Consider the following 25,559-nt stretch of genomic DNA (forward strand, 5'->3'; position numbering starts at 1 on the left):
CCTCCGGCCCGGGCGGGGCCTTCGATCTCGCGGAGGTCCCGCCCGGTGCTTCTCCAACCCCTCGAAGGCCGGCCTTCGATCAGATGTTCCTGTTCTGATCAGGTGCGGAGTCGATGTCCGGGGCGAACTGTGCCAGCGAGGCGTCGACCGCCGCGGCGATCTCGGCGGAGCCGGCGGTGCCCGAGGCCTCGACCGTCGCGGTCCACGCGTGGACCGACTGCCGGGAGAACTCCTGGCCCTCCGGCGAGTTCGCCGCCGCGACCGGGTCGTGGCCGACCTCGCCGGCGACGAACAGGTCCAGTGCCATGAGGGCGCCGTCCCATCCGGGCCCGACGTAGAGCGCGCCCGCGCCGCTGCCGGCCATCTCCAGGGGAACGGTGTGTTCGAGTTCGAGGGTGGTGCCCTCTCCGTCGGGGGACAGGCGCAACTCGACCACGCTGGTCTCGCCGCCGAATGTCACCCGCAGCAGGCGAGGTGGCTCGCAGTGCAGAATCCGGCCGCCCGCGTTGCCCTCCAGCTGGAAGGTGCCGCCGACGCGCAGCTCGCCGCTGACCGGCAGGAACCAGCGCTTCATGCGGTCAGGGTCGGTCAAGGCCTCCCACACGTCCTGGATCGGCGCGTCGTAGCCGCGTCGCAGCAGCAAACCGATGCTCTCGCCGCTGTCGGTCGATCGGCTGCCGACTTCACGATGGATGGCGTTGATCTGGGCGATGACGTCGATCATGGGTCCTCCCTTTTCTTGGCGTTGGGGCCGCTGCCGGTCGAGCGGCGTTCGCGTCTGCCCCGGACGAGTTCGGTGGCCAGCGCGTCCAGGTGCCGGTGCCAGAACCGGCGGAAGCGTTCCAGCCACATGTCGACCTCCCGCAGGGGGGCGGCGTCCACTGAGTACAGGCGGTGGGTCCCTTCGGCGCGGACCGTCGCGAACCCGTTGTCCCGCAGCACCCGCAAATGCTGAGACACCGCCGACTGGGAGATCTCGAACTCCTCCCGGATGACCGCGGTGATCGCGCCGGAGGACCGCTCGCCGTCGGCGAGCAGTTCCAGGATCCGGCGCCGGACCGGATCACCGAGAACATCAAAGGCGTGCACGGGTCCAACTATTTCAGTTTCTACTTATATAAGTCAATCCTGTCATATGTGGTGGCCGGGCTCGATGCCTCCCGCCTGCGGTGCCGCCGATCCTTCGATATCCAAGGTCGCACGCCGACCGCGGGCGGTATCCGTCACGCGAGCCGCGCGATGGACGGAGACCACGTCGAGGGCTTGACCGCATGAGTCTTGGCACCCACGCCGGCGATGTGGGGTCAGGCGGGGTTCGCGATCGCCGGACGCGGTCCGGTCGATCCGGATTCATCCGAAGACGGCGCGGCACTGGTGAGTGCGCAGAACCTTCACAATTCACCGCAGGTCTTCTGCACGGCTCCGGTCTACGCTGCCGAGCATGGCAACCCCTCAGCAACGACGTGTCCTCGTGGTCGAGGACGACGAGACGATCGCGCGGGCCGTACGCCACAGGCTGGCCGCCGAGGGCTTCGACGTGCTGGTCGTCGGGGACGGGGAGGCGGCGCTGGTCGCCTACGCGAAGACGGGGCCCGACGTGGTGGTGCTCGACCGGCTGCTGCCCGGCCTCGACGGTCTCGAGGTGTGCCGGCGGATGCAGGCGGCCAGACCGGTCCCGGTGCTCATGCTCACCGCACTGGGCGAGGAGACCGACCTGCTCGTGGGGCTCGGGGTCGGGGCCGACGACTACATGGCCAAGCCGTTCAGCATGCGCGAGCTGGTCGCCCGGGTGCACGCCCTGCTCCGCCGGGTCGAGCGGGCCTCCCAGCTGGCCGTGGCCGACACGGTCATCCGCGTCGCCGACGTCGAGATAGACACCGCCGAGCGCCGGGTCTACGTGCGGGGCGACGAGGCCCAGCTGACCAGGACCGAGTTCGACCTGCTCTGCCGCCTCGCCGAGCGTCCCGGCCAGGTCTTCGAGCGGGAGCGGCTGCTGGCGGACATCTGGGGCTTCTCCGAGGCCGCGGCGACCCGTACCGTCGACAGCCACGTCCGTGCCCTGCGCCGCAAGCTCGGCCCCGGCGTCGTCCGTACCGTTCACGGCGTCGGTTACGCCCTCGTCCGGCAGTGAACGCACGCCCGGGGGCACCCCTCGCCGGCTCAGACCGCCCCGGCGACCTCAGGTTCGCGACCTCCGCTGCGGAACGGAGCACAGACAAGCGGTGAACACGTATCACGCCGTCGGCGCGGGTTCCGATACGGCCCTGAAACGCGCTCGCGTCCGGCGGGGATTCCGTCCGCGCCGGGCGGGGAGCCCCCGGTCCGAACCGATCGCCCTCCCCGGCACTCAACCCCTTTATGCCCTTTCCCTCCGACACCGGGATGCGCCGACCCTTGAGACCTCTCGACTTCCTTGGCCGGATCAAGGTGAAGCTCGGCATGGTGATCCTGCTGGCCGTGGTGGCGGCGTTCGTCGTCAACGAGGTCGGCCTCAACGCCGGCTACTCGCGCAACGTGCGCGTCGCGGTGGCCGCCGTGTTCGCGCTGATCATGGTGCAGCTGCTCGCGCGGGGGATGACCAAGCCGCTCCGCGAGATGGCCGCCGCCGCGCAGACCATCGCCAAGGGCCGGTACGGTCTGCGGGTCACCGCGACCTCCCGTGACGAGGTCGGCGAGCTCGCCCGAGCCTTCAACGCGATGGCCGCCGATCTGGGCGAGGTCGACCGGCAGCGGCGGGATCTGGTGGCCAACGTCAGCCACGAGCTCCGCACGCCGATCACCGCGCTCCGGGCGGTGCTGGAGAACGTGGTCGACGGGGTCTCGGAGCCCGATCCCGTCACCCTCGGCACCGCGCTCGCCCAGACCGAGCGGCTGGGCCGGTTGGTCGCGCAGCTGCTCGACCTGTCCCGGCTGGAGTCCGGTGCCCGGCTGATCGAACGTGAGGACGTCGAGCTGCGCCCGCTCTGCGAGCAGGCCCTCCGGGAGGCCGTGCTGGCCAGGGAGGGCGTGGCGGCCCGCTGCGAGGTCCCGGAAGGACTGAGCGTGCGCGCCGACCCGGACCTGCTCGCGCAGGTCCTCGCCAACCTGCTGGACAACGCGGTGCGGCACAGTCCCGACGGCGGGACCGTGGTGCTGGCGGCGGCGGCCAGGGGAGAGGGCGTCCGGCTCCGGGTGAGCGACCAGGGACCGGGGATCGCGGCCGAGGACCGGGCGCGGGCGTTTGAGCGCTTCTCCCGCCTGGACGCCGGACGGGCCGCCGACGACGGCGGCGCCGGGCTGGGCCTGGCCATCACCAAGGAGATCGTCGAACTCCACGGCGGCTCCATCCACGTCGAAGACGATCCCGGCTGCCACATAGTGACCGACCTTCCGGAAAGGATTGAGATGAACCCCCCGTCTCCGCCTGCCAAGGACGATTCCTCCTCCGAGGTGAACTCCGCGGCGGTGCACGACGGCGCCCCGGACAAGGCCCCTGCGAGTAAGGCTCATACGCCTTCTGTATCGGGCAGGACTTCTGTGCGTGAGATCGCGGATCCCGCCGTCCCGACGCCTTCCGCCCCGCACGCGAGCGGCACAGCAACGGGGATCGGCGAGCGTCACGAGGTCACCGGGAGCGCTCAGGAACAGGAACCTCATGAGATCTCAGGGGATGCTCAGCAGCCGGATCCTCGCGAGGCCGCCGGGATCGACTCCGGTTCCGGTGAACCGGCCGGGGCCTTGGGGCCGACCGTGACCGGTGCTCCTCGACGGGAGGTCACCGCCGGGGAGCCTGGGCACCAGGTGGTGTCCGTCCCCATGTCCGCCCCCACGGACCCAGAAGCCTCCACTCCCGAGTCCGACGCGCCCGCCGTGCCACCTCCTCCGTCCTCTTCGCCCGCGCAGCCGTTTCCCCCCCAGCCGGTCCTCGTCCGGGACAGGCGGGACGGGGACGTGCGCCGGGAGCAGGTCGTGGTGCGGAACTGGCTCGGGGCCTTCAGCGGTCTCTTCCTCGGGGGTGTCGCCGGGCTGGTCTGCGCGGTGATCGTGGGTATCGGCCTCGCGAGCATCGACGTCCTGCTGGCCGCGTTCGTCGGTGCCGTCCTCTTCATGATCGGCGTGTTCGTCGGCACGGTCATCGGCGCGACCACGCCCACCAACGAGATCTGGTCCGCCGGCGAACCGCTCCCGCATCGGCCTCCCGCGCGGGGACCCGTCGCGCAGCGCGTCACCGTACCGGAGGTCCAGGAGAAGGAGGGAGCGGCGCAGCCGGTGGGCGCCAGGAGCGGCTCCCCGGGAGCCCCGGGGGGTTTCGCGCCGATCCGGGAGGAATACCGACCGGCTGTTCAGCCACCGGGAAGACCCGGAGGCTCCGGCGGGTACGAGGCGCCGCCGGTCTTCCCCCGGCCCGACCTGCCGGACACCCCCCGGTGGGTGCTGCCGGTCTCCGCCGCCGTCGGGCTGCTCGCCGCGATCGCGGTGCCGTACAGCAGGGCCGGTCTCGGACTCGTGCTGGTGTCGGTCGCCATGGGGGCGGCGGCGATTCCCGCGGTGCGCAGCAGGATCACCCCGTGGTCGGCGGGGATGGGGACGATCGCCTACGGGCTGGTCGCGACGGTGATGTTCAGGGACGCCGACTGGCTGGTCGGGATGGTCCTGCTGGCCGGGTTCCTGCTGGCCGCGCTCGCTCTGTCGGGGGCCGGGCGCGGCTGGCTCGGGGTGCTCAGGGGAGGCGCGTCGGTGCTCCTCGGCCTGCTGCCGGTGCCGTGGTTCCTCGGTGCGAGGCTGAAGGGTCTCGCGGACCGCAGGAGGGTGGTCCCCCTGCTGTTCGGGGGCGGACTGACCGTCGTGCTGCTGGCGGTGTTCGGGGCGCTGTTCGCCTCGGCGGACGCGGTCTTCGCCGAGGCCGTCCAGCAGGTGTTCAGCGCGCAGGCCTGGGCCGAGTCGCTGCCGCTGCGGATCCTGCTCTTCGTGGTCTTCGCGGTCGTGGTGGCCTCTGCCGTGCTGGTCGGCCTGCGGCCGGTGGCCGAGCCGAAGGCCCCCGACCTGAAGGTCACGGTCGGCCGCGGTATCTGGGTGACCCCGCTGACGGCGCTCAACCTGCTGTTCGCCACGTTCGTGGGGATGCAGCTCACCGTGCTGTTCGGCACCACCCGGTGGGTGGTCTCCGCCACTGGGCTGACCTACGCCGAGTACGCGCGTTCGGGATTCTTCCAGCTCGTCGTCGTCAGCGTGTTCGTGCTGGCGATCGTCGCGGTCGCCTCGGGAACGCTGGATCTCAAGGGCTTCGACCGGTGGCTGATGGCCGGGCTGCTCGGCCTGCTCTGCGTGCTGACCCTGGTGATCCTCTTCTCCGCGCTGCACCGCCTGGACCTGTACGCCGAGGCCTACGGGCTCTCCCGGCTGCGGGCCTCGGTGGCGGCGACGGTCTGGTGGCTGGGCGAGGTCTTCGCCCTGGTCCTCGCGGCGGGCGCGGCCCGGCTCACCAGGCGTGGGCACGCGCGCTGGCTGCCCAGGACCCTCGTGCTGATGACGAGCGCCTCGCTGCTGGCGTTCGCGGTGTGGAACCCCGACCTGCGGGTCGCGGAGACCCAGATCGCGGTACGGGGTGTGGACCGGATCGACCTCGAATACCTGGGCGCCCTCGGCGCCGAGGCCGTACCCGTACTGGACCGGCTGCCCGAGCCGTCCCGCAGCTGCGTCCTGCTGGACGTGATCGCGGCCAACGACCTCGCCGGACCCGACCCCTGGAACGGCTGGAACCTGGCCCGGCGCGAGGCGAGGGAACTCCTGGCCCGGCGACCGGCGATCAGGAACGCCTCGTGCTCGCAGACCCTCTCCCGCCTGGAGATCCCCAACCAGGACTGAGCGACTTCGGGAGCCGCCGGGCCGGACGACTCGTCCGCCGGCGGCCCGCACCGCACGGGTGCTCGACCGAACTGATCCTGGGTTACCGGCCGGTCCCCCCGCCACCAGCAGGCCCCAAGCCATCGACAAGACGCCCCCGACAGGCTGGACGGCGAACGTCATCACCACTCACAGGGGCGACGTGAACGGCTAGCACCACAGGCTCAATTTCCGCCTAGAGCCCGCTTGCCAACGGGAAACGAGGAGCACATGAACAACATCCTGTCCAGGGTGGGCACTTTGGCCGCCGGGCTGACACTCGTCGCGGCCCTTGCGTCTCCGGCCCAGGCCGCCGAGCCCCCCGCTCTCGGCGCCGGTACGGCCGCCGCCGGACCCCTCCTCAAGATCGTGTTCGGCTCGCTTCAGGCCTTCGATCTGGAGGAGAGCGGCGAGGACGAGATCCGTGTGCGGATCATAGGTCAGAACGGCGCCGAGTACATCGGCTGGCCCACCAACGGCGACGAGGCCGATACCAAGGCCGGAACCTGCTGGGTATGGGAGTATTCGGTGTGCACCGCCGGCTCCACAGAGCGCGCCGCCGGGGCGTACAAGAGCCAGACCACCGTCGCCGGAGGCTCGTTCACCATCGAGGTGTGGGAGGACGACTACATCGGCGACGACCTGCTGCTGCGCATCCCGGTGACCGCCACGGGCGGCTATCAGGAGATCGACGCCTACTCCCCCGCCGGCAAGGGATTCTCCTACCGGTTCAGGGGACACCTGGAGCCCGCGTAACAAGGTCCGCCGACTCCGCACGCGGTCCGCGCCGGGCCACGTGCGGTTTTCTGTGAAGCTCCATGCCGTGCCGGCCCGGATTGAGCCGATCGGAACAAGCGCCTTGACCACTTTCCAGTCTTGATTCGCTTCTTCCGCGTGCGGCGTGGTGACTTCAGGACCAGCGACCGATCACGTTCGTCTGCTGCCGTGTCAAGTTTGATGCCACCGCGCATCAAATGAGGCTTTTTTGCCCTGATGTTCTATTAGTGGTAAATCTGCATGCAAGTCTATTAGAGGCATTACCTGTGTAGCTTCGGGGTGCGGGCGAGTTGAGAAACGTTCCTTCATGGGGAGCTAATCGCGACCGGTGGACGTTCTTGATGTCAAGGTCGCCAGTTCTTCCGGAGGGAAAGTGTCATTCGAGGGCGTCGTGGCCATCTGCAGCATTGTCATCGCCGTGGTGGCCGTCGGCTTCGCGGCACAGCAGACCCGTGCCGCAACGAAGCAGGTGCGGATCGGCAACGCCATCGCCGGGGCATCGACCACGGACAGCGTTTTCGTCAATCTCCACAATGCTCTGCGGATCATCATCGATCACCCTGAGCTGTATCCCTACTTCTACGAGTCCAAGCCGGTGCCGCAGAGCGGAGAGACCCGGGTTCGCGTGCTCGTGACGGCGGAGATGCTGTGTGACGTGCTGAGCATCGGCCTGCGTGCGGCGGAACAGATTCCCTCCACCGGGCACGGTCTGAACCTCTGGAGGGACTACAGCCTCCAGATGTTCAAGAGCTGCCCGGCCATCGGGGAGGTGGTGGATCGAGACCCGGATCTATGGCACTACCTCGCACCTTTGCGCACTGCTCCGGCCACCTGATCTTCAGGCCGGTCCCCGCACGCCCGGCGCCCACGGCCGCGGGAAGGATGCGGCCCCCGCCGGAAGACGGGGGCCGCGTCGGGTCGGGCAGAGGTCAGGGCACCCAGTGGTTGCCGGTTACGGTGATCATGACTTGGAGCTGGATGCTGGTCGAGTAGTAGTCGCTTGCGGTGAACGGGGTGTTGAGCATCTTGGTCCACAGGGCGTCCAGCCAGGCCTGGCTGCCGGAGTCGGTCATCGCCGCCACCGCGAACGGGGCGAAGTAGGCCGGCTCGCTGCCGCTGGAGATCTGGGTGCCGTTGAGCGAGTAGCCGACCGCGATGTTGTTCGGGTTGCCGCCGGTCTTGCTCTTGATCCAGGTGTTGAGCTTGCGCGCGGCGGCGAGGGACTTGGCGTCGCCGCTGGTCACCGCGTCGTTGCCGATCCGCCACGGGTCACGGCAGGCGTTCCACCAGAACTTGCCGTCGTTAGGGTCCTCCAGGACCTGGCCGGGGGCCGGCTTCGGGGTGGTGTTGGTGTTGACCACGAAGTCGGCCAGCAGGCCGGTGCTCGCCGCGTAGGTCGACTGCTGGGAGGCGATCAGGTTCTGGTGGTTGGTGCGGACGGTGTCCCAGGTCGTGTCGCCGGTGGCCTTGCGGAACGCCCTGAAGTGGTCGATCATCCAGTCCGAGGAGCGGCTGATCCAGTAGTACTGGTCGCCCGAGCTGCTCCAGTCGCCGAGCTTCATCAGCTTGGTGGTCGGGTTGACCTCACCGGCCTTGATCGCGTTGATGTGGTTGATCGCGAGCTGCTTGTAGTTGTAGGTGCCCGTGCTGCCCCACTGCCGGTCGGCCAGGAGCAGGCCGTAGGCCACGTCCAGGTCGCCGTCGGTGGCCGAGTCGCCGCCGTTGACACTCTGGCAGGCGGTGTTCTGCTCGGCGGCGAGCAGACCGGGGGTGATCGACGACGGGTGCGCCAGCACGTACTTCACCAGGCCGTCGAAGATCTTCTTCGCGTCCGGGTCGGCCCCGGCCATCGTGGCGGTGATGACCATGCCGTAGCCCTGCGCCTCGGCCACGTACGGGTGGTCGGCGTCGGGGGAGATGATCTGGTACCAGCCGTTGCCGCAGTTCTGCTTGACGAAGGCGGCCTTCCAGCGCTGGTAGTAGTCGATCACCTTCTGGTCGAGCGTGGCCTGGGCGCCACTGGGGCGCAGCATCCCGGCCGCGTAGGGAATCGTGTGCGAGCCGAACGGCACGCCGGGGCCGCCGGGAGTGATCGTCGGGGTGGGACTCGGGGTGCCGCCGGTGCTGCCGTAGACCTCCATCTCGTACAGCGAGTAGCCGTAGACGGTGCCGCGCGCGGTGCCGTACATCCGCACGTAGCGGCCGGTGCCGGACAGGGTCAGGTCGTCGACGCCACCGTCGCCGGAGGTGGTGGAGTAGACGGAGGTCCAGACGTTGCCGTCGGGAGAGGTCTCGATCCGGTACGACTTGCCGTACGCGGCCTCCCAGGTCAGCTTGACCCGGGAGATCGTGGCGGAGCCGCCGAGGTCGACGCGGAGCCACTCGGGGTCGTGGCCCTCGGCGGAGGCCCAGCGGGTGGCGGTGTTGCCGTCGAAGGCGGCCGAGGGGAGGAACGTGGCGTCCTCGTTGGAGGACGAGGTGGCCGGACGGCCCTGGGACAGCAGGGAGTCGGCGGCGAAGCCGGGCGGGGCCGCCAGCACGAACACCGATGCGATCAGTGCCGACGCCAGTGCCAGAACGAGGACGGTCGAGGGGCGTTGGAGACGCGGTCTCGCATGCACAGGGGGTGCCCTCTCTACGATCATCTAGTTAGGAAAGGTTCCTAACTAGGAAAAGATGCCACCATCCATGACACGTCACGGTCAAGAGGGCAGGGGGCCCAAATTCCCGGTTGCGTGCGATGTAGCGGAAAACCAGGGAGAACGCAGACAGGTGACGGGTGCCTCGAACACCTTCCCGGTGATTGAATCCGGGCATGTCGTTTGATGTGTTGATCAGGGATGGCTGGGTGCTCGACGGCACCGGTGCCCCGGCCTGCCGGGCCGACGTCGGCGTCACCGGTGACCGGATCGCGGCCGTGGGCCGTCTGGACGCGGCGGCGGCCACCACGGTGGTCGAGGCCGCCGGGCGCCATGTCATGCCCGGCCTCGTGGACTGCCACGCCCACGGCGACGCCCTCGTCCTTGACAAGGAGGTGCAGCTCGCCGCGCTCCGGCAGGGGGTGACCACCTTCGTCCTCGGCCAGGACGGGCTCTCCTTCGCACCCTCCACCACTCCGGAGACCTTCGCCTACGCCACCCGCTACTTCGCGGCGGTCAACGGCGTCCACCCCTCGGCCGACGGACCGATCGGCGTCGGGGAACTGCTCGACGGCTACGACAGGGCGACCGCGCTGAACACCGCCTACCTGCTGCCGCACGGCACGATCCGGTACGACGTGATGGGCGCCGCCGAACGGGCCGCCTCCGCCGACGAGCTGGCCGCGATGCTGGCCCGCGTCGAGCGCGGCCTGGCCGAGGGAGCGGCCGGCCTCTCCACCGGGCTGGAGTACGCCCCCGGCCGCTATGCCGACGCCGCCGAGCTCGCCGCGCTCTGCGCGCCGCTCGGCCGCCTGCCGTACGTGACGCACATGCGCGGGTACGGGGCGGCGGCCCCGGAGGGGATGGCCGAGGTGACCGACATCGCCCGGCGCTCGGGTGTCGCGGTGCACGTCTCGCACTACCACGGCCCGGCCGCGATCCTCCTGCCACTGGTCGACGAGGCCCGGCTCCGGGGGCTGGACATCACCTTCGACACCTATCCCTACCTGCGGGGCAGTACCATCCTGGCGATGGTCGCGCTGCCTCGGTGGGTCCCGGCCGCCGACGTCGACCGGGCGCTGGAGACGCTGGAGTCCGAACGGATCGAGTGGGACGAGAGGCTCTGGCCGAGGGTCACCCTCTCCCACGTGCCAGGTGCCGAGTGGGCCGAGGGGCTGACGCTGCCCGAGGCCGCCGACGAGGCGGGGCTGGAGCCGGGAGAGTTCTGCCGCCGGATCCTGATCGACACCCGGCTGGAGGTCGGATGCATGGTGGCCCGCCCCGACGAGGGCCCCGAGGGGGAGGCCTCGGTCCGCGCGATCCTGCGCCACCCGGCGCACACCGGCGGCTCCGACGGCATCTACGTGGGCGGCCACCCCCACCCCCGGGGCTACGGGGCGTTCGCCAGGATGCTCGGCCACCACGTCCGCCAGACCGGGGACTGGACCCTGGAGCAGGCGGCGGTCCACCTCGCCTCGCACCCGGCACGCCGCTTCGGCCTCGAAGGGCGCGGGCTCGTCCGCCCAGGACAGGTCGCCGACCTGGTCGTCCTCGACGCGGGAGCGGTCGCCGACCTGGCCACCTACGCCGCCCCGCGCACCCCGGCCACCGGGATCGGCGACGTCCTCGTCTCCGGGGTCCCGGTCCTCGCCGGAGGCCAGCTCACCGGCGCCACCCCCGGCAGGGCGCTGCGCCCCTGAAAACCGCGCTCCTGAAAAGCCACAGCCCCGAAAGCCGTAGCTCTGACGAGCCGCGGCTCTGACAACACGGCACCGGAGAGGGCGCCAGGAGGATAGGGTCCTCAGGGCGACCAACGGGGATGTGACCTCCCACGCCCGGATTCAACGGCCGATGGCCCGCTAAATCCGCACAGGTGACCACAGGAAGGGCCGGGACGTGAAGGGGATCGTGGATCCCGAGGGGGCGCTGGGGGCCTCGCTGTTCGGCGGGGCGTTCACCTTTCCGGTGATGGTGGCCCACAGAAGCGCGCTGGAGCACAACATCGCGACGCTCGCGGCCTTCACCGGGGCGTACGGGCTGATCTTCGCCCCGCATGCCAAGACCACCATGTCGCCAGAGCTCATCAGGGCGCAGCTGGAGGCGGGCGCGTGGGGGATGACCGTCGCCACCCCCAGCCAGGCGCTCACCCTGCGCGAGTTCGGAGTCGCAAGGATCGTCCTCGCCAACCAGGTCTTCGACCCCGCGGGGCTGGACGCACTCGCCGCGCAGCTGGCGGAGGACCCCGCGTTCGAGGTCCTCTGCTTCGTCGACTCGGTGGCCGGGGTCGAGACGCTCTCCCGGCACGCCGGGGCCAGGCCGTTCCGGGTCCTGGCGGAGCTGGGCCATGAGGGCGGCCGGGGCGGCAGCCGTACCCTCGCCGAGTTGCTGGAGGTCGCCTCTGCGGCGCAGACGGCCGAGGGCGTGCAACTGGCCGGCGTCGCCGGGTACGAGGGTTCGCTGGGATCCACCGGCGAGGTGCGGGCCTACCTGTACCGGCTGCTGGAGGCGCTGGAGCACCTGCGGGTGCGTGACCCGATCCTGTCCGTGGGCGGCAGCCAGTGGTTCGACGTGATCGGCCGCGAGCTCGCCGCCTGCCGGGCCAGGGTCATGTTGCGCAGCGGCGCCTACGTCTCCCACGACGACGGCTACTACCGCGAGCGCACCCCGTACACCCGGATGGACGGGGAACTGCGCGCCGCGCTGGAGATCTGGGCACACGTGCTGAGCGTTCCCGAGCCCGGCCTGGCCGTGGTCGGGTTCGGCAAGCGCGACGCCCCCTTCGACGAGGGGCTGCCGATCCCGCGCGGAGCCGTCGCGGACGCGACGGTGCTCAAGGTCCAGGACCAGCACACGGTCCTGAGACTGGCGCCGGGATCGCCGGTGAAGCCGGGGGACCTGGTGTCGTTCGGCATCTCCCATCCGTGCACCGCCTTCGACAAGTGGCGGGTCATGCCGGTGGTCGACGAGGAGTACGTCGTCGTCGATCTGATAAACACCTTTTTCTGATCCCCCTTTTCCCCTTTTGAGGAGTGACGAGATGAGCGGCAAGCAGGAGCTGCGTACCGACGAGGGTGCGGCGCCCGTGGGGGCGTACTCGCAGGGCCTCGTGGTCGGCGATTTCGTCTACACCTCGGGCATGGGGCCGCTGAGCCCCGAGACCGGCGAGGTCGTCGGGATCGAGGTGGCCGAACAGACGCATCAGGTGATGCGCAACCTCGGCGCCATCCTCGCGGCGCACGGCCTCGGCTTCGACGACGTGGTGAAGTCGACGGTGCACCTGCAGCACCTCAAGCGTGACTTCGCCGCCTACAACGAGGCGTACAAGTCCTATTTCACCCGCCCTTATCCCGTCCGCACGACCGTCGGCTCCGACCTGATGGACATCCTTGTCGAGATCGACTTCGTGGCCTACAAGCCGCGTTAGAGTCTGACCGACTTCATGGGAGGGCGGCGGCTTGGACAGCTCGCTATACGTCTACGTCGAGGACGTACGCGGGGAGGGCATGGAGGCGGTCCTTGACCGGATCACCGGATACGGCCTGACGGGGATGACCGTGGCCGCGGCATACCGCCGCGCCCGCGACGTCACCCCGCACGGCCGCTCCCGGGTGACGCTCCGCAGCGACGGCGCGCACTTCACGCCGCCCGCCGACCTGTTCGGCGAGCTGCGGCTGGTCCCGCCGGTCCAGGAAGGCGCGGAAGAGGAGCCGCTGGCCGCGCTCCGCCTGGCCACCGCCGAGCGGGGACTCGCGCTGCACGGCTGGACCGTCTTCCTGCAGAACACCACGCTCGGCCTGGCCAACCCCGACGTGACGGTACGCAACTGCTTCGGTGACCGGAGCTCGCCCGTGGACCTGTGCCCCTCCCACCCCGACGTCCGGCGGTACGCGGTCGCGCTGGGCAGGGCGGTGGCCAGGCAGGGCGTCGACAGCGTGGTGGCCGAGGCGCTGCACTTCTCGACGTTCGGCCACGGCTACCACCACGAGCGCAGCTTCGTCCCGCTCGGGCCGATGGACACGTTCCTGCTCGGCCTCTGCTTCTGCGACTTCTGCATGCGCGGAGCGGCCGGCCTGGGGGTCAACGCCGAGGTGGCACGCGAGGAGTGCACCAGGATCGTGGGCGCCGTCCTCGACGGCGACCCGCCCGCCCAGGGCGAGGTGACCCGCGCGGCACTGACCGCGTACGCGGGTCCCGAGGTGGTCGCCTACGCGCGGGCCCGCTCCGAGGTGGTGACCTCGCTGGTCTCCGACGTCTCCACCGCCGTCACCGCCGAGGGCTCACGACTGGTCTTCCTGGACGCCACCGGCTCCGTCAAGGGCTACCGCGACGGTCTGCCCTCGCCGGGGCTCGCCGCGCACGACTCCTGGCAGCTCGGCGTCGACCTGGTCGCCCTCGGCGACCTGGTGCCCTCGCTCGGTGTGCTCGCCTACGCCCGCGACGCGGGCAGGGTGGCGGACGACGTGGTCGCCTACCGCCGCTCGACGGGCAAGGACAGGGAACTGCGGGTCGTCCTCCGGCCCGGTCTCCCCGACACCGACTCGGCCGAGCGCCTCGCGGCCAAGGTCCGCGCCGTGCGGGCCTCGGGGGCGGACGCGGTCGACTTCTACGCGTACGGGCTCATGCCCTACCCGATCCTGGACCGCATCCCGGGCGCGCTCTCCGCCTGACCTCACCTGACCTCACCGGGCGAGGGAGCCGTCCAGGACGGCGCTCACGGCCCGGGCGGCGAAGTCCTCGTCGAGGGGGAGGGCGCGGAAGACCGCGCGCAGCCAGACCGCCCCGGCGAGCAGGTCCACGATGAGCATGGGGTCGGCCTCGGCCGACAGCTCGCCGCGCCGCCGCGCGCGGTCGAAGACGGCCTCCTCCCGCGCGAACCGGTCGGCGAAGAAGCTCCGGGTCGCCTCTGCCAGCTCGGGGTGGTGGACGGCGGCGCCGAGGGCGGCCACCGCGACATCGGAGGCCGGGGGACGGGTGAGCAGCGCGGCCACCCCCTCGACCAGGGCCTCCAGATCGCCCCTGAGACCGCCGGTGTCCGGTGGCTCCATCGTGAGCAGGTCGGCCTCGACCAGGGCGGCGGCCAGCAGCGCCGCCTTCGACGGCCACCAGCGGTAGATCGTGGTCTTGTTGACCCCCGACCGCTCCGCCACTCCCTCCACGGTCAGGCCCTCATAGCCCTTGGCCGCGAGCAGTTCGAGCGTCGCCTGGAAGATCTGCTGTTCCTTACGGGGTGCCATGCGTCCAACCATAACAACGCAACGGTGCGTTGTGTTTTAATCGAGACATCCATCTGAACCGGAGGTCTCATGCTCCCCATCGTTTTCGTCCACGGCATCCGGCTCAGCGCGACCATGTGGGGCCCCGTCATCTCCCGCCTCGACCGTCCCGCGGTGGCGGTCGACCTGCCCGGCCACGGCACCCGCTCCGGCGAGCCGTTCACGATGGACGCGGCGACGTCGGCGGTCGCCGACGCCGTCGACGCGCTGGGCGGCCGGGCACTGGTGGCCGGCCTCTCGCTCGGCGGGTACGTCGGCATCGCCACCGCCGAGCGCTTCCCCGGGCGGGTGGCGGGGCTGATGGCGATGGGATGCACGGCCCGTGGCCCGGCGGCGGCCGGAACCTACCGGTTCGCCGCCTCGCTCGCCGCCAGGAACCCGTCGCTCGCGAACCGGATCAGCTCCTACGGCCTCCGCCGCCTCCTGCCAGGTCCCGTCGGGGAGGCGATGGTGGCGGGTGGGCTCTCCTGCGAGGTGATGCCCCAGGTCGTCGAGGCCGTCACCGGCCACGACCAGCTCGCTGCGCTGGCCGCCTACCCGGGACGCGTCTGGCTGGTCAACGGCGCCCGGGACCCGTTCCGGGCGAACGAGCGCGACTTTCTCCGGGCCTGCCGGAACGGGCGCCTGATCCTGATCCCCCGCCGGGGGCACCTGGGCGTGCTGGCGGCCCCCGGGCCGCTGGCCCGCCTGGCGGGGGACCTGTGCGACCAGCTGGGTTCGTATGTTCAGACGGAGCGGCCGGAGAGCGCGGTCGCGACGCCGAGGACGAGGTAGACGACCCCGCTGAAGTGGCCGAGCAGGGCCGACCTGATCCTCAGCCGGCTGCCGAGGGCGCCCGCGGCCATGGCGTAGATCAGGTCGGAGAGCAGGCCCAGGACCAGCAGGGTCGCGCCCAGGACGGCGATCTGCAGTGGCACCGCACCCGCCTCCGGCTCCACGAACTGCGGCAGGAACGCCAGGAAGAAGAGGATGACCTTGGGGTTGAGCAGGTTGACGACCATGCCCTCAAGGAAGATCGTCCGCAGCGGCTGCGGGGCCGTCTCCCCGGCCGTGAGCTCCTGCCTGCTCGTCAGCGCCCGGACGCCCAGATAGACCAGGTAGGCCACACCGGCCCACTTGATCACGTTGAACAGGGTCGCGGACTGTGCGATCACGTACGAGAGACCGGCCGCCGCCGCGGCGATGTGCACCAGCGTGCCGACCTCCACGCCGAACGCGCTCGCGACACCGGCGGCACGGCCCTGCGAGACGGCCCGGGTGATGATGTAGATGTGGTTCGGGCCCGGCACCAGGACCAGTGCCAGCGACGCGACCGAGAAGATCAGTAATGTGGACGGGGAGACCATGCTCCGACCTTAGAAGCGTCCGTCTCCCCGTCGTCAGGGCCAATACGCGGACGCCTTGGGGTACCAATCGGGTCCCCGCGTCAGCCGGAACCGGCCCCGCCGATGTCTTGTGAAGCGTTCCGGCCGGGCGATCGATCCCGGCGCCGACGCGACGTCGACCGCGGTGCGGAACCGGCCGGAATCGGCCCCGCCGGTGCACGTCTCAGGTGATCGATCCCCGGGCCGGTGCGATGTCGACCATCCATTCCCGTCGGTGCCACGTGCGATACTCGCCGACGGGGGGTAGCAAAGCGTGCAAAACGTTCTTATTGGGCGGGCGGCAGAACTCAATCGGCTGACCGTCGTGCTCGACACCGCCGCGGCGGGGCAGGCCGGAGTCGCCCTGCTGGGGGGTGACGCGGGCATCGGCAAGACCCGGATGGTCACCGAGCTGGCCGAGCGGGCCGAGGCCGCCGGATTCGCCGTGCTCATCGGGCAGTGCGCCGAACTCGGTGACGCCCTTCCGTACCTCCCGCTCGCCGACGCCCTGCGCTCCGTGCGCGGGGAGCTGCGCGCGGAGCTCGACGCGCGGCCGGTCCTCGGCAGGCTGCTGCCCGGCGGCACCGACGCCGGCGGGGAGAGCACCTCGGGCCTGACGCAGCAGCAGCTCTTCGGCTCGATGCTCGGCTTCCTGGCCGCGCGGCCGGTGCTGCTGGTGCTCGAAGACCTGCACTGGGCCGACCAGTCCACCCGCGACCTGCTGGTTTTTCTCAGCCGGGTGCTGCAGACCGAGCCGGTCTGCCTCGTCGGCACCTACCGCACGGACGACCTGCACCGCCGGCACCCGCTCCGCAGGGTCCTCGCCGAGCTCAAGCGGCTCCCCTCGGTGACCTCCGTGGAGCTTGATCCCCTCGACCGCCACGAGATGACCGACTATCTGGCCGCGCTCGGGGGTACCGACGCCCGCGTGCTGCGGGAGGTCGTCGACCGGGCCGAGGGCAACCCCTTCTACGCCCAGGAGTTGCTGGAGGCGGTCTCCGCCGGCTGCTCGATGCCCGACGGCCTGGCCGGTCTGCTGCTCTCCCGGGTGGAGCTGCTCTCCGATCCCGCGCAGGGGGTGCTCCGCGGCGCGGCCGTCGCGGGCCGCCGGGCCGACCACGACCTGCTCCAGGAGGCCTCGGGCCTCGATGACCTGGCCTTCGAGGAGGCCATGCGGGAGATCGTCTCGCGCGGTCTGCTCCGCCCCGACGGGGAGTACGGCTACGCCTTCCGGCACGCGCTCCTGCAGGAGGTCGTCTACACCGACCTGCTGCCCGGCGAGCGGATCAGGACGCACGCCGAGTTCGCCCGCCTGCTGACCGCCCGAGGAGGTTCCGCGGCCGAGCTCGCCCACCACTACCTGGCGGGACACGACCTGCCGGGGGCGCTGGCGGCGTCGGTGGAGGCCGGGCGGAGGGCCGAACGGCTGGGCGCCCCGGCCGAGGCACACCGCCACTTCGACCGGGCGCTCGGCCTCTGGGACCGGGTCCCCGACGCCGAGCGCCTGGCCGGGATCGACCACGTCGGCCTCGCCAGGCGCAGCGCCGACGCGGCGGCCGACAGCGGCGACAACCACCGGGCGATCTCCCAGCTGCGGCGTCTGCCGCCCTCCGCCGAGGTCAACGAGCGGCTCGCGTACGTCCTCATCGACACCGAGGACGTCCCGGGCGCGATCGCCGCCGCGCACGCGGCCGTCGCGGCGGCACCGGAGGGGCCCGTGCTCGCCCGCGCGCTCGCCACCTATGCTCGTTCGCTCTACTGGACCGAGCGGCACGACGAGGTCGAGGCCCTGGCCGGTCGCGCCCTGGAGACGGCCCGTGCCAGCGGCGCCGCCGACGCGGAGACCAGTGCGCTGACCACTCTCGCGATCCTCGCGGCCCTCGCCGACGACATCCCCCGAGCCAAGGAACTGCTCGCCCGCGCCACCGCGGAGAGTTCGGGCAACCTCGGCATCGATCTGCGGGCCATCTTCAACCAGGCCCGCCTCCAGTACGAGAACGGAGACCTGGCCGAGGCGGCGGTCACCACCGACCGGGGACTGCGGCTGGCGCACGAGACCGGGCTCAACTGGAGCACCTTCGGCACCGATTTGCGCTTCCTGCGGCTTCTGATCCACTACGTCGCGGGGGAGTGGGACCAGGCGGAGAAGGTCGCCTCCGGGTTCGGTGTCCGCGTCGGCACCCCGGCGGAGGCGCTGCTGTCGTCCTTCGCGCTCTTCGTCGAGGTGGCCAGGGGCCTGCCCGTCGTCGAGGAGCGCCTGTCCTGGCTGGAGCCCTTCTGGCCCGACGATGTCACGGTCACCTCCATGGGCCGCGGCCTGGCCGCCGAGCACGCGCTGTGGCGCGGCGATCCGGAGAGTGCGCTCGAACACGCCCTCGCGGGGCTCGACGCCCATATTCCCAACGACCCGGCCGTGATCCGGCTCAGCAGCACCGCCCTGTGGGCGCTGACGGACCTGGGGCGCGCCGACGAGGCCGACGCCCTTCTGGAACGGGCCAGGGTGCCCGCCGACGTCGGCCCCGGCTCCGTCCGCCGGGGGCCGATGGGCCCCGAGGGGCTGGCCTGGCTGGCCCGGGCCGAGGCCGAGTGGCACCGGGCGCACGGCCGCCTCGACGTCGCGGCGTGGCGCGCGGTGGTCGAGGCGTTCGACTTCGGGTTCGTCTACGAGGTCGCTCGCTCGCGGTGGCGGCTGGCCGAGGCGCTGCTCGTCGCGGGCGACCGCGTCGCGGCCCTGAAGGAATGGGAACTCGCCGTCGAGGCCGCCGAGTCACTGCGCGCCCAGCCGCTCGCCGCCGCCCTGGCCGAGCTGGGCCGCAGGGCGCGCTTCGTCTCCGCGTCGCCGACCCTGCTCACGGCTCGTGAGCAGGAGGTGCTCGCCCTGGTGGCCGAGGGACTGCCCAACCGGGAGATCGGCGAGCGGCTGTTCATCGCACAGAAGACGGTGAGCGTGCACGTCTCCAACATTCTCGCCAAGCTGGGCGTCTCCTCCCGTACCCAGGCCGCCGCCGTGGCCCGCAGGGACGGCCTGCTCTGACCGCCCGCCGTCAGCCGGCTCGCCCCGCCACCGTGATCGCGGCCTGTCCTGGCCTGCCCGGTGTGGCTGGACTCGTCCTGATCGGCCGCGCGATCACGACCTGCTCCGGCCGGATTCGCGTGATCGGGGCCTGCTCCGTCCCGCCTGGTGGTCAGGGCTCCCGCTGACCGGCGTGGTCGGGCGCCGGGTCAGGACCTGCGCTAACCGCTGCGGGCGGTCAGGGCCAGATCGCGGACGACCTGGATCAGCTCGGCGGGGTCGAAGGGTTTCGTCAGGTAGGCGTCGACCCCGATCCCGAGGCCCCGCCGCTTGTCGTCCTCCTGCGCCCGCGCGGTGATCAGGACCACCTTGATGTGCCTGGTCCCCTTGTCGCCCCGCAGTCTGGTGGCGGTCATCCAGCCGTCCAGCCTGGGCATCATGACGTCCAGCGTGATGACGTCGGGCATCACGTCCAGCACCCGGTCCAGGCAGTCCTGCCCGTCGGAGGCCGTGTCGACCTGGAACCCCTCCAGGGTCAGGTTGACCGCGATGAGCTGCCGGATGACGTCGTCGTCATCCACTACCAACACCCTGCCCAGAACCTCTCCCACGGCGTGAGGCTAACTCCTCTTTCCCGCCCCCGCGCGGGTTTCCACGGATGTGTACGCACAGCTGTCCACAGGCGACAGGTTTTCCACAGAACCGCGTTCGGCTCCTTGGTGATCACTTCCGCACGCCGATCCTGGGGCCTCGATCCTTCATCGAGCCCAAGGAGGGCGTGCGTGATCACGGCATTCGTCACCGTCTCCATCCTCTCGGCGGCCCTCGCGGGGAGCTTCCAGGTCCCCGCGCCCCGCCTCTTCCCGGAAGCCTGCGGCGCCTGGGCCGGCCTTCTCTCCACGACGGCCCCGCGTCGGCTGCCGGAGGAGGTCCGCGTCACCCTCACCGCCGTCTGCGGGGCTCGGCGCACCGTTCTCCCGGATACCGGAGCCACCTTGACAGACCACCCCGCGCCGACACCGCCCGGTGCCGCCCTCCCGGACACAGACGGCAACCGGTCGACGGCCTTCTCGGATCCGGGCGGCGGATGGCCGAATAGCGGACTGAAGGCCCACTTCCAGGGCGAGCATGACGAATGGCCGGGAAGCGACGGCCCTCCGGGAGACGACCACTCCCACCGGCTCGCCACCCCTCCGGTTTCCCCTGCCGGTGCTGCCGCAGGCTCTCTCGCCGGCGCTTCGGTAGATCCTCCCGTCGGTTCGGGTTCCGCTTCCGCTCCTTCAGCGAAGCGGAGCTCCTCCCGGCCGGAATCCTCGCGAGCGCTCGCCGAGCGGTCACAGCGCCCACCACGCGGGAGGAGAACGCCGTCCGGCGGATGGGCGGCGTCCTCACCCGGACGGAAAACCCCATCCAGGGGGCGGGCAGCGTCTGCACGCGGGCAGGCGGTGGTCTCGCGTGGACGCGGCGCGCCCTCGCTGGGACAGATCGCGGCGGTCGCGGCGCTCCGTCAGGTCGGCAGGCCGTACGTCTGGGGTGGCGGTTCGAGCGCCGGCCCGACCGGCGGGGGCTTCGACTGCTCCGGGCTCGCCCTGCACGCCTGGTCCAGGGCCGGGGTCAGGCTCACCCACTACACCGGAACCCAGTTCAGGCAGGGCCGCCGGGTGCCGTTCTCGCAGCTCCGCCCGGGAGACCTGGTCTTCTTCGGCGGGGGTGCCAAGGATCCCACCCACGTGGGGGTCTACGTGAAGGACGGCGTCATGGTCCACGCGCCCGGAAAGGGCGGCGTCGTCAGAACGACCGACTTCGCCACCTCGGCCTACTACCTCTCCCGCTATCGGGGTGCCGTCCGCCCCTCCCCGAGCCGGCCCGCCGGATGACTCTCCACCCCCGAATCCTCTCCAAAGATCGTTCGCTCTCCGTAGTGAGTGTCGGTTAACCCCAGGATGCTGGTAATGTAATGACGCGTTGGCCCCCTTAGCTCAGGGGATAGAGCACCGGCCTCCGGAGCCGGGAGCGCAAGTTCGAATCTTGCAGGGGGCACACAATCCTGACCAGCGGATCTAGCCGCCGGCCAGGGCGAACGACGTAGGAACGGGCGGGTCTCCAGTCTCACGGAGTCCCGCCCGTTCTCGTTGGCGCTCGCTGGTTGTGGACCGGTCGTGGACCTTCTTGCCCGCGTCCCTGCCCGTTGACCATCTGGGGATCGTCGGTGGTGCCCATATGGCTCAACGTAGCCCGCCGGCGTACCGGGTGATCGCCAGAATCGCCATGTCGTCATCGCGCGGGCCGCCGGTCCAGCGCTCGACATCGCGTACCAGGGCCTCGACCACCTCCCCTGGCTGCCGGAACGAACCCCGGCCGGCGAGCCGGCTCACCGGGTCGTAGAAAGTGCCGTAACGGCCCCGGGCCTCCGTCACTCCATCGGTGACCAGCAGGAGCGTGCTCCCGGTCGGGAACGGCCGGCGTTCCGGCTCTGCCCGCGGCACGCCCAGGCCGCTCATGCCCAGGGGAAGACTCGGCTCGCCGGGATCCAGCGAGGACACCGTGTCACCCTCAAGGAGGTACGGCGGGGGGTGGCCGCAGTTCAGCAGCTGCACACTGTCCGCGTCCGGTGTGATCTCGCCGAGCACCGCTGTGACGAACCCCTCCATGCGGATGCTCTCCTCGCGCGACGCGGCCTCTTTGACCAGCGCGCGCTCCATACGCTCGGCCAGCAGCACGAGGTCGGCCGCCTGGTCCGCCGCCTCCCGGAATGTGCCCAGCAGTACGGCCACCGTGCCGACCGCGCCCAGGCCCTTGCCTCGCACGTCTGCGATCAGCAGCCTGGTGCCGTATGGGGTTTCCTGCACGGCGTAGGCGTCTCCGCCGATCAGTGCCTCGATCTGCGCGGCCTTGTAGAGCGCGGCGACGGCCAGCGGGCCGATACGCGCCGGCGGGGCGGGCAGCACGGCACGCTGGGCGGCCTCGGCGACGGAGCGCATCACTTCCAGTCGGTGGCTGTGGCTGGTGACCACGCGGTTCACCCCGAGGCCGACGAGCGTGGTGAACACCGCGCTGATCAATGAGAGCGTGCCGACGACATGACCGAAGTAACCATCCTTGATCAACAACACCAGCTGGACCAGGACGATGGCCGCTGCGACCGCGAAGGTGTGCCGGAGCGAGAGCAGCGCCCCTGCCGCCACGAGCGCGGCGCCCAGGAGGTAGTCGCCCCAGTAGTAGCGCGGGGACAGCACGTTGAGGACGGTGCCGATGACGATCATGGCGGTCGGTATGAAGGAGACGTACCGGGGCCAGCTCGTAGTGAGTGGGTTCATCCGAGCCCCGATTCCACATCCGATCGACCCATATGTGGGGAAGGCCATGTGAATCCCCTGGGGTTCCCCCAGGTCCTGGCTTTGATCCTTTCTAGTGAACGTTGAATCGCCTGTCGAGGCGACACTCTCAGGGCGTTCGTCCGGGTGGTGACCGGGCCCGTCCGCAAGGAACTTGACAGCCTGTGCCGATCGGGCGGATCGGCGAGGGCTGTAAGGGCCACGTGCGGCATGGCACGATGCAAAGTGCTCGACCTTGAGGGAACGACGAGTGCGGGATTCGGTTTCGCGCCTACCGTGAATACGAAGCACCTGGCCGCTTCGTCTCGACCGGCTCCGCCTCGAACAGCCCATCCCCGCCACGCGTAGCGGGATCATCTCGCATAGAAGACCACGAGATGCGGGTGGATTGCCCCGGGTCGTGTCACTTCTCGCTGGAGAACCGCTCCCATGCGGACTGGCGGGTGATCCCGAGAGCTTCGCCGATCTTGATCCAGGTGACGCCGCGTCGGCGCAGTTCCTGCACCCACGAGCGCAGGTCGGCCTCGGCCTGGTCGATGTGCGCGGCGACGCGCGGAATGTGGCTCAGCATCTCCCCGTCCGTCAACGACTCCCAGACGGGCACGCGCGGTCCTGGGGGGTTGCCGAGGCTCCCGTCGATGATCGACGCGGCGAGCGCCACGCACTCGTTGCAGATATACACTCCAGGGCCGGCGACCAGCTTGTCGACCTTGGTGTCCGGCTTGCCGCAGAAGGAACACCGAGCGAGTTCGGCCGGGGTGTCGGGCGGTGTCACAGCGCACTCCTAAGGTGTCAGGGATTCCCTGACAATTTAGCTCGTCAGGGAATCCCTGACAACTGGTATGCGCGTTGCATCCTTCCGAAACGCCTCGCTGACGACACCCCGGTAGCGTTACCGAGACACGCTTGGACTGCCGTTGCAGGACGGTGGAAGACGTGGAAATCCGGCAGGCGGTGTAGTTCCGGGCGGTGGGGACGAACTGCCGGCGGGTCACCGGTTCCTGCCGCCACCCAGCGAACGGGTCCACGGTGGGTGGGATGCGCAGCCTGGCCTGTTGGCGTGTCCCAAGGCTCCGAGGCCGACAAGCCCCCGCTGGTCCCACTCCAGGCCAGGGTGTGTGTCCCGGACGGGACGGGACACCACTCCCGGGTGGGCGAGGCGCGCCGTGTGGCACTCTGAGCGATGTGTCCGATCCCTTTCCCGCCGGTCGTGTCCCGGCCCCGCCAGGGCCCGCCCCCGGCGGCCATGGCGTTTCCATGACCGGCGGTGCCTCTGCCGTGGATCGGCGCCTGGCGGTTGGGGCGTCGGTTCTCGCCGCGCTCTGCGTCGTGGTGTGTGGGGCCGCCACCTGGCTTGATGTGGTGGCCGGGGCGGTGACGCGGCCCGAGCCGATGGACTGGGCGGTGTGGTCCTCGACGGTGCCCGGCGTGGCCCTCGCGATCGCCGGGACCGTGCTGGCGGTGCGCCTGCCCCGCCACCTCATGACCTGGCTGCTCATCGCCGGAGGCGTCGTCGCCGCCGTGAACGGCCTGGCCGCCGCGTACGCGGTGCTGTCGCTGACCCGCCACGGCGGCGCGCTGCCGCTGACCCCGGCCGCGGTCTACGCCGGGGCGCGGCTGGGGCCGCTGCTGAACCTGCTCCCGCTGCTGGTGCTGCTGTTCTTTCCTGATGGGCGGCTGCCATCACCGCGGTGGCGATGGGCCGCGTGGCTGTCGCTGGGGGCCACGGGCCTGGCGGTCGCGGTGTTCCTCGCCGTCCCGTGGCGGATCGAATCGCCGGGCACGAATTGGCCGGGACTTGACCCGCCGTTCCCGCCACTCCCGGATGCGGTATGGCGCTCGGTGCTGGCGGCGGTGCCGGCGCTGCTGGTGGTGAGCCTGCTGGTGTCGGTGGTGGCCTTCGCCTGGCGGTTCCGGGGCTCGGTGGGCGTTCGGCGGGCGCAGCTTCGCTGGATGCTGATGGCGGCGCTGCTGAACGCGACACTGATCCTGGCTTCCGCCGTGGTGGACGGGCTGCCGCAGGACCTGTCGTTCGTCGTCTCCCTGGTGGCGGTCGTAGCGGCGGTCGTGGTGGCGGTGAGCCGGTACCGGCTTTATGACATTGATCCGGTGCTCGGCTGGACCCTCCTGTACGGCGGGCTCGCGGTCGCCGTCGTGGCGATCGACGTGCCGGTCTTCGTGAGCCTGGGGGCGATCATCGACGAGCCGGTGGCGGCGGTCCTGGCGGCGGTCCTGGTCGGGGTGGTCTACGCGCCGCTGCGGGAGCGGGTCCGGCGGTGGGTGAACCGGGGGCTGATGGGGCGGACGGAGCCGTACGAGGTGGTCTCGGCCCTCGCCCGGCGGCTTGAGGAGTCCGTGCGGCCGGAGGAGCTGTTGCTGCAGGTGGCGAAAGCGGTGTCGGCGGTATTCCGCTCGCCGTACGTGCGGGTCGAACTGGACCGGGCGGACGGGAAGACCGTCGTGGTGGAACACGGCACGCCCGGCGAGGACGTCGTAGTGCTGCCGTTCGCCTACCGTGACGCGCCGATCGGGCGGCTTGTCCTGGTACTGCGCGCGGGTGCGCGGCCGGCCGAATCCGACCAGCGGCTGCTGGCCGACGTGGTACGGCAGGCCGCCGCGGCTGTGCGGGCGACTGCGCTGACCGAGGAACTGCAGCACAGCCGCGAGCGTCTGGTCACCGGCGTGGCCGAGGAGCGGCGCAGGCTGCGCCGGGACCTGCACGACGGGCTGGGGCCCACGCTGGCCGCCGCCGCGCTGAAGGTGGAGGCGGCGCACAACCTGCTGACCCGGGATCCCGGCACCGCCCGGGAGGCGTTGGACCAGGTGAGGAAGGATCTTGCCACGATGTTGGGGGACGTGCGGCGGCTCGTGCACGATCTGCGGCCGCCGGCTCTGGATCAGTTCGGCCTGGCCGGGGCGCTGCGGCAGGAGGCCGCCCGGTTCCGTGGCGATGGGCTCGCCGTGCGGGTGGAGGTGGAGGGGGACCTGACGGGATTGTCCGCCGCGAGCGAGGTGGCGGCGTACCGGATCGTCTGCGAGGCTTTGACCAACGTCGCCCGGCACGCGGGCGCGGACACCTGCCACGTGCGTGTCGCCGTGGCGGGGAACGAGTTGGAGGTCGAGGTGACCGACGATGGGCGCGGGGTCCTGCCGGGCGCCGTGGTCGGGGTGGGTCTGGTCGGCATGCGTGAGCGCGCGGAGGAGTTGGGCGGCCAGTGCGCGGTCGGGGTCGGCCGCGGCGGCGGAACCCGGGTCCACGCCGTCCTGCCCGTCGGGACCGTGACCTCCTCGTGACG

20 protein-coding genes and 1 tRNA gene are annotated in these 25,559 nt (G+C 70.9%); 13 read left to right on the forward strand and 8 right to left on the reverse strand.

The features are described from left to right. Nucleotides 1-79 precede the first annotated feature (79 nt). Complete coding sequence (locus ACWD3H_RS32055; RefSeq protein WP_451957645.1) at nt 80-724, reverse strand: SRPBCC family protein; 645 nt, start codon at nt 722-724, stop codon at nt 80-82. Further along, a complete protein-coding gene (locus tag ACWD3H_RS32060) occupies nt 721-1,089 on the reverse strand; it encodes an ArsR/SmtB family transcription factor (protein WP_451957646.1) in 369 nt (122 codons plus the stop codon). Before ACWD3H_RS32060 ends, ACWD3H_RS32055 begins: the two co-directional genes overlap by 4 nt. A gap of 352 nt (nt 1,090-1,441) precedes the next feature. On the opposite strand from ACWD3H_RS32060, the gene ACWD3H_RS32065 reads away from it, so the two are divergent. The 4 genes from ACWD3H_RS32065 to ACWD3H_RS32080 all read left to right on the forward strand — a co-directional run bounded on the left by ACWD3H_RS32065 (nt 1,442) and on the right by ACWD3H_RS32080 (nt 7,474). Further along, the gene (locus ACWD3H_RS32065; RefSeq protein ID WP_326636357.1) at nt 1,442-2,131 is read left to right on the forward strand and encodes a response regulator transcription factor; all 690 of its coding nucleotides are present in this window, start codon (nt 1,442-1,444) and stop codon (nt 2,129-2,131) included. A gap of 263 nt (nt 2,132-2,394) precedes the next feature. Then, entirely contained in the window at nt 2,395-5,844 is a 3,450-nt protein-coding gene (locus ACWD3H_RS32070) for a DUF4153 domain-containing protein (RefSeq protein WP_451957647.1), read from the forward strand. 249 nt (nt 5,845-6,093) lie between these two features. Beyond that, nucleotides 6,094-6,618: a hypothetical protein gene (locus tag ACWD3H_RS32075; RefSeq protein ID WP_451957648.1), complete on the forward strand. Its 525-nt coding sequence runs from the start codon at nt 6,094-6,096 to the stop codon at nt 6,616-6,618. Nucleotides 6,619-6,967: 349 nt separating this feature from the next. Next, nucleotides 6,968-7,474, forward strand: coding sequence for a hypothetical protein (locus tag ACWD3H_RS32080; RefSeq protein WP_451957649.1), 507 nt, complete (start codon nt 6,968-6,970; stop codon nt 7,472-7,474). Nucleotides 7,475-7,568: 94 nt separating this feature from the next. Here ACWD3H_RS32080 and ACWD3H_RS32085 read toward each other — a convergent pair whose 3' ends face one another. After that, entirely contained in the window at nt 7,569-9,260 is a 1,692-nt protein-coding gene (locus tag ACWD3H_RS32085) for a glycosyl hydrolase family 8 (protein ID WP_451957650.1), read from the reverse strand. 194 nt (nt 9,261-9,454) lie between these two features. Between ACWD3H_RS32085 and ACWD3H_RS32090 the strand changes: the two genes are divergently transcribed. The 4 genes from ACWD3H_RS32090 to ACWD3H_RS32105 all read left to right on the forward strand — a co-directional run bounded on the left by ACWD3H_RS32090 (nt 9,455) and on the right by ACWD3H_RS32105 (nt 13,945). Then, nucleotides 9,455-10,978: an N-acyl-D-amino-acid deacylase family protein gene (locus tag ACWD3H_RS32090; RefSeq protein ID WP_355552714.1), complete on the forward strand. Its 1,524-nt coding sequence runs from the start codon at nt 9,455-9,457 to the stop codon at nt 10,976-10,978. 196 nt (nt 10,979-11,174) lie between these two features. Beyond that, complete coding sequence (locus tag ACWD3H_RS32095) at nt 11,175-12,284, forward strand: alanine racemase (RefSeq protein ID WP_451957651.1); 1,110 nt, start codon at nt 11,175-11,177, stop codon at nt 12,282-12,284. Between the two features lie 31 nt (nt 12,285-12,315). Beyond that, nucleotides 12,316-12,702, forward strand: a complete 387-nt coding sequence (locus tag ACWD3H_RS32100) for a Rid family detoxifying hydrolase (RefSeq protein ID WP_451957652.1) — start codon at nt 12,316-12,318, stop codon at nt 12,700-12,702. Nucleotides 12,703-12,733: 31 nt separating this feature from the next. Next, on the forward strand, nt 12,734-13,945 hold the full coding sequence (locus ACWD3H_RS32105) for a hypothetical protein (RefSeq protein ID WP_350928100.1): 1,212 nt from the start codon (nt 12,734-12,736) through the stop codon (nt 13,943-13,945). Nucleotides 13,946-13,957: 12 nt separating this feature from the next. On the opposite strand, the gene ACWD3H_RS32110 is transcribed toward ACWD3H_RS32105, so the two are convergent. Continuing rightward, complete coding sequence (locus tag ACWD3H_RS32110; protein ID WP_355552722.1) at nt 13,958-14,512, reverse strand: TetR/AcrR family transcriptional regulator; 555 nt, start codon at nt 14,510-14,512, stop codon at nt 13,958-13,960. Between the two features lie 69 nt (nt 14,513-14,581). Between ACWD3H_RS32110 and ACWD3H_RS32115 the strand changes: the two genes are divergently transcribed. Further along, nucleotides 14,582-15,325 carry an alpha/beta fold hydrolase gene (locus tag ACWD3H_RS32115; RefSeq protein WP_355552725.1) on the forward strand — a complete coding sequence of 248 codons (744 nt, stop codon included), beginning with the start codon at nt 14,582-14,584 and terminating at the stop codon, nt 15,323-15,325. Here the strand turns inward: ACWD3H_RS32115 and ACWD3H_RS32120 are convergent. Then, the gene (locus ACWD3H_RS32120) at nt 15,277-15,897 is read right to left on the reverse strand and encodes a LysE family translocator (protein ID WP_451957653.1); all 621 of its coding nucleotides are present in this window, start codon (nt 15,895-15,897) and stop codon (nt 15,277-15,279) included. The two genes, ACWD3H_RS32115 and ACWD3H_RS32120, sit on opposite strands and share 49 nt — an antisense overlap. 292 nt (nt 15,898-16,189) lie before the next feature. Between ACWD3H_RS32120 and ACWD3H_RS32125 the strand changes: the two genes are divergently transcribed. Next, complete coding sequence (locus tag ACWD3H_RS32125) at nt 16,190-18,949, forward strand: ATP-binding protein (protein ID WP_451957654.1); 2,760 nt, start codon at nt 16,190-16,192, stop codon at nt 18,947-18,949. 200 nt (nt 18,950-19,149) lie between these two features. Here ACWD3H_RS32125 and ACWD3H_RS32130 read toward each other — a convergent pair whose 3' ends face one another. Then, the gene (locus tag ACWD3H_RS32130) at nt 19,150-19,539 is read right to left on the reverse strand and encodes a response regulator transcription factor (protein WP_350928090.1); all 390 of its coding nucleotides are present in this window, start codon (nt 19,537-19,539) and stop codon (nt 19,150-19,152) included. A gap of 834 nt (nt 19,540-20,373) precedes the next feature. On the opposite strand from ACWD3H_RS32130, the gene ACWD3H_RS32135 reads away from it, so the two are divergent. After that, a complete protein-coding gene (locus ACWD3H_RS32135; RefSeq protein WP_451957655.1) occupies nt 20,374-20,805 on the forward strand; it encodes a C40 family peptidase in 432 nt (143 codons plus the stop codon). 91 nt (nt 20,806-20,896) lie between these two features. After that, nucleotides 20,897-20,968 (forward strand) — tRNA-Arg (locus ACWD3H_RS32140). 185 nt (nt 20,969-21,153) lie between these two features. Here ACWD3H_RS32140 and ACWD3H_RS32145 read toward each other — a convergent pair. Both ACWD3H_RS32145 and ACWD3H_RS32150 read right to left on the reverse strand, forming a co-directional pair. Next, a complete protein-coding gene (locus tag ACWD3H_RS32145) occupies nt 21,154-22,245 on the reverse strand; it encodes a PP2C family protein-serine/threonine phosphatase (protein ID WP_451957656.1) in 1,092 nt (363 codons plus the stop codon). Between the two features lie 421 nt (nt 22,246-22,666). Further along, nucleotides 22,667-23,038 (reverse strand): ClpX C4-type zinc finger protein, encoded by a 372-nt coding sequence (locus tag ACWD3H_RS32150; RefSeq protein WP_355552742.1) that lies wholly within the window; start codon nt 23,036-23,038, stop codon nt 22,667-22,669. A gap of 503 nt (nt 23,039-23,541) precedes the next feature. On the opposite strand from ACWD3H_RS32150, the gene ACWD3H_RS32155 reads away from it, so the two are divergent. Next, nucleotides 23,542-25,557: a sensor histidine kinase gene (locus tag ACWD3H_RS32155; protein WP_451957657.1), complete on the forward strand. Its 2,016-nt coding sequence runs from the start codon at nt 23,542-23,544 to the stop codon at nt 25,555-25,557. Nucleotides 25,558-25,559: the final 2 nt, after the last annotated feature.

It is taken from the genome of Streptosporangium sp. NPDC002607, from assembly GCF_053592655.1.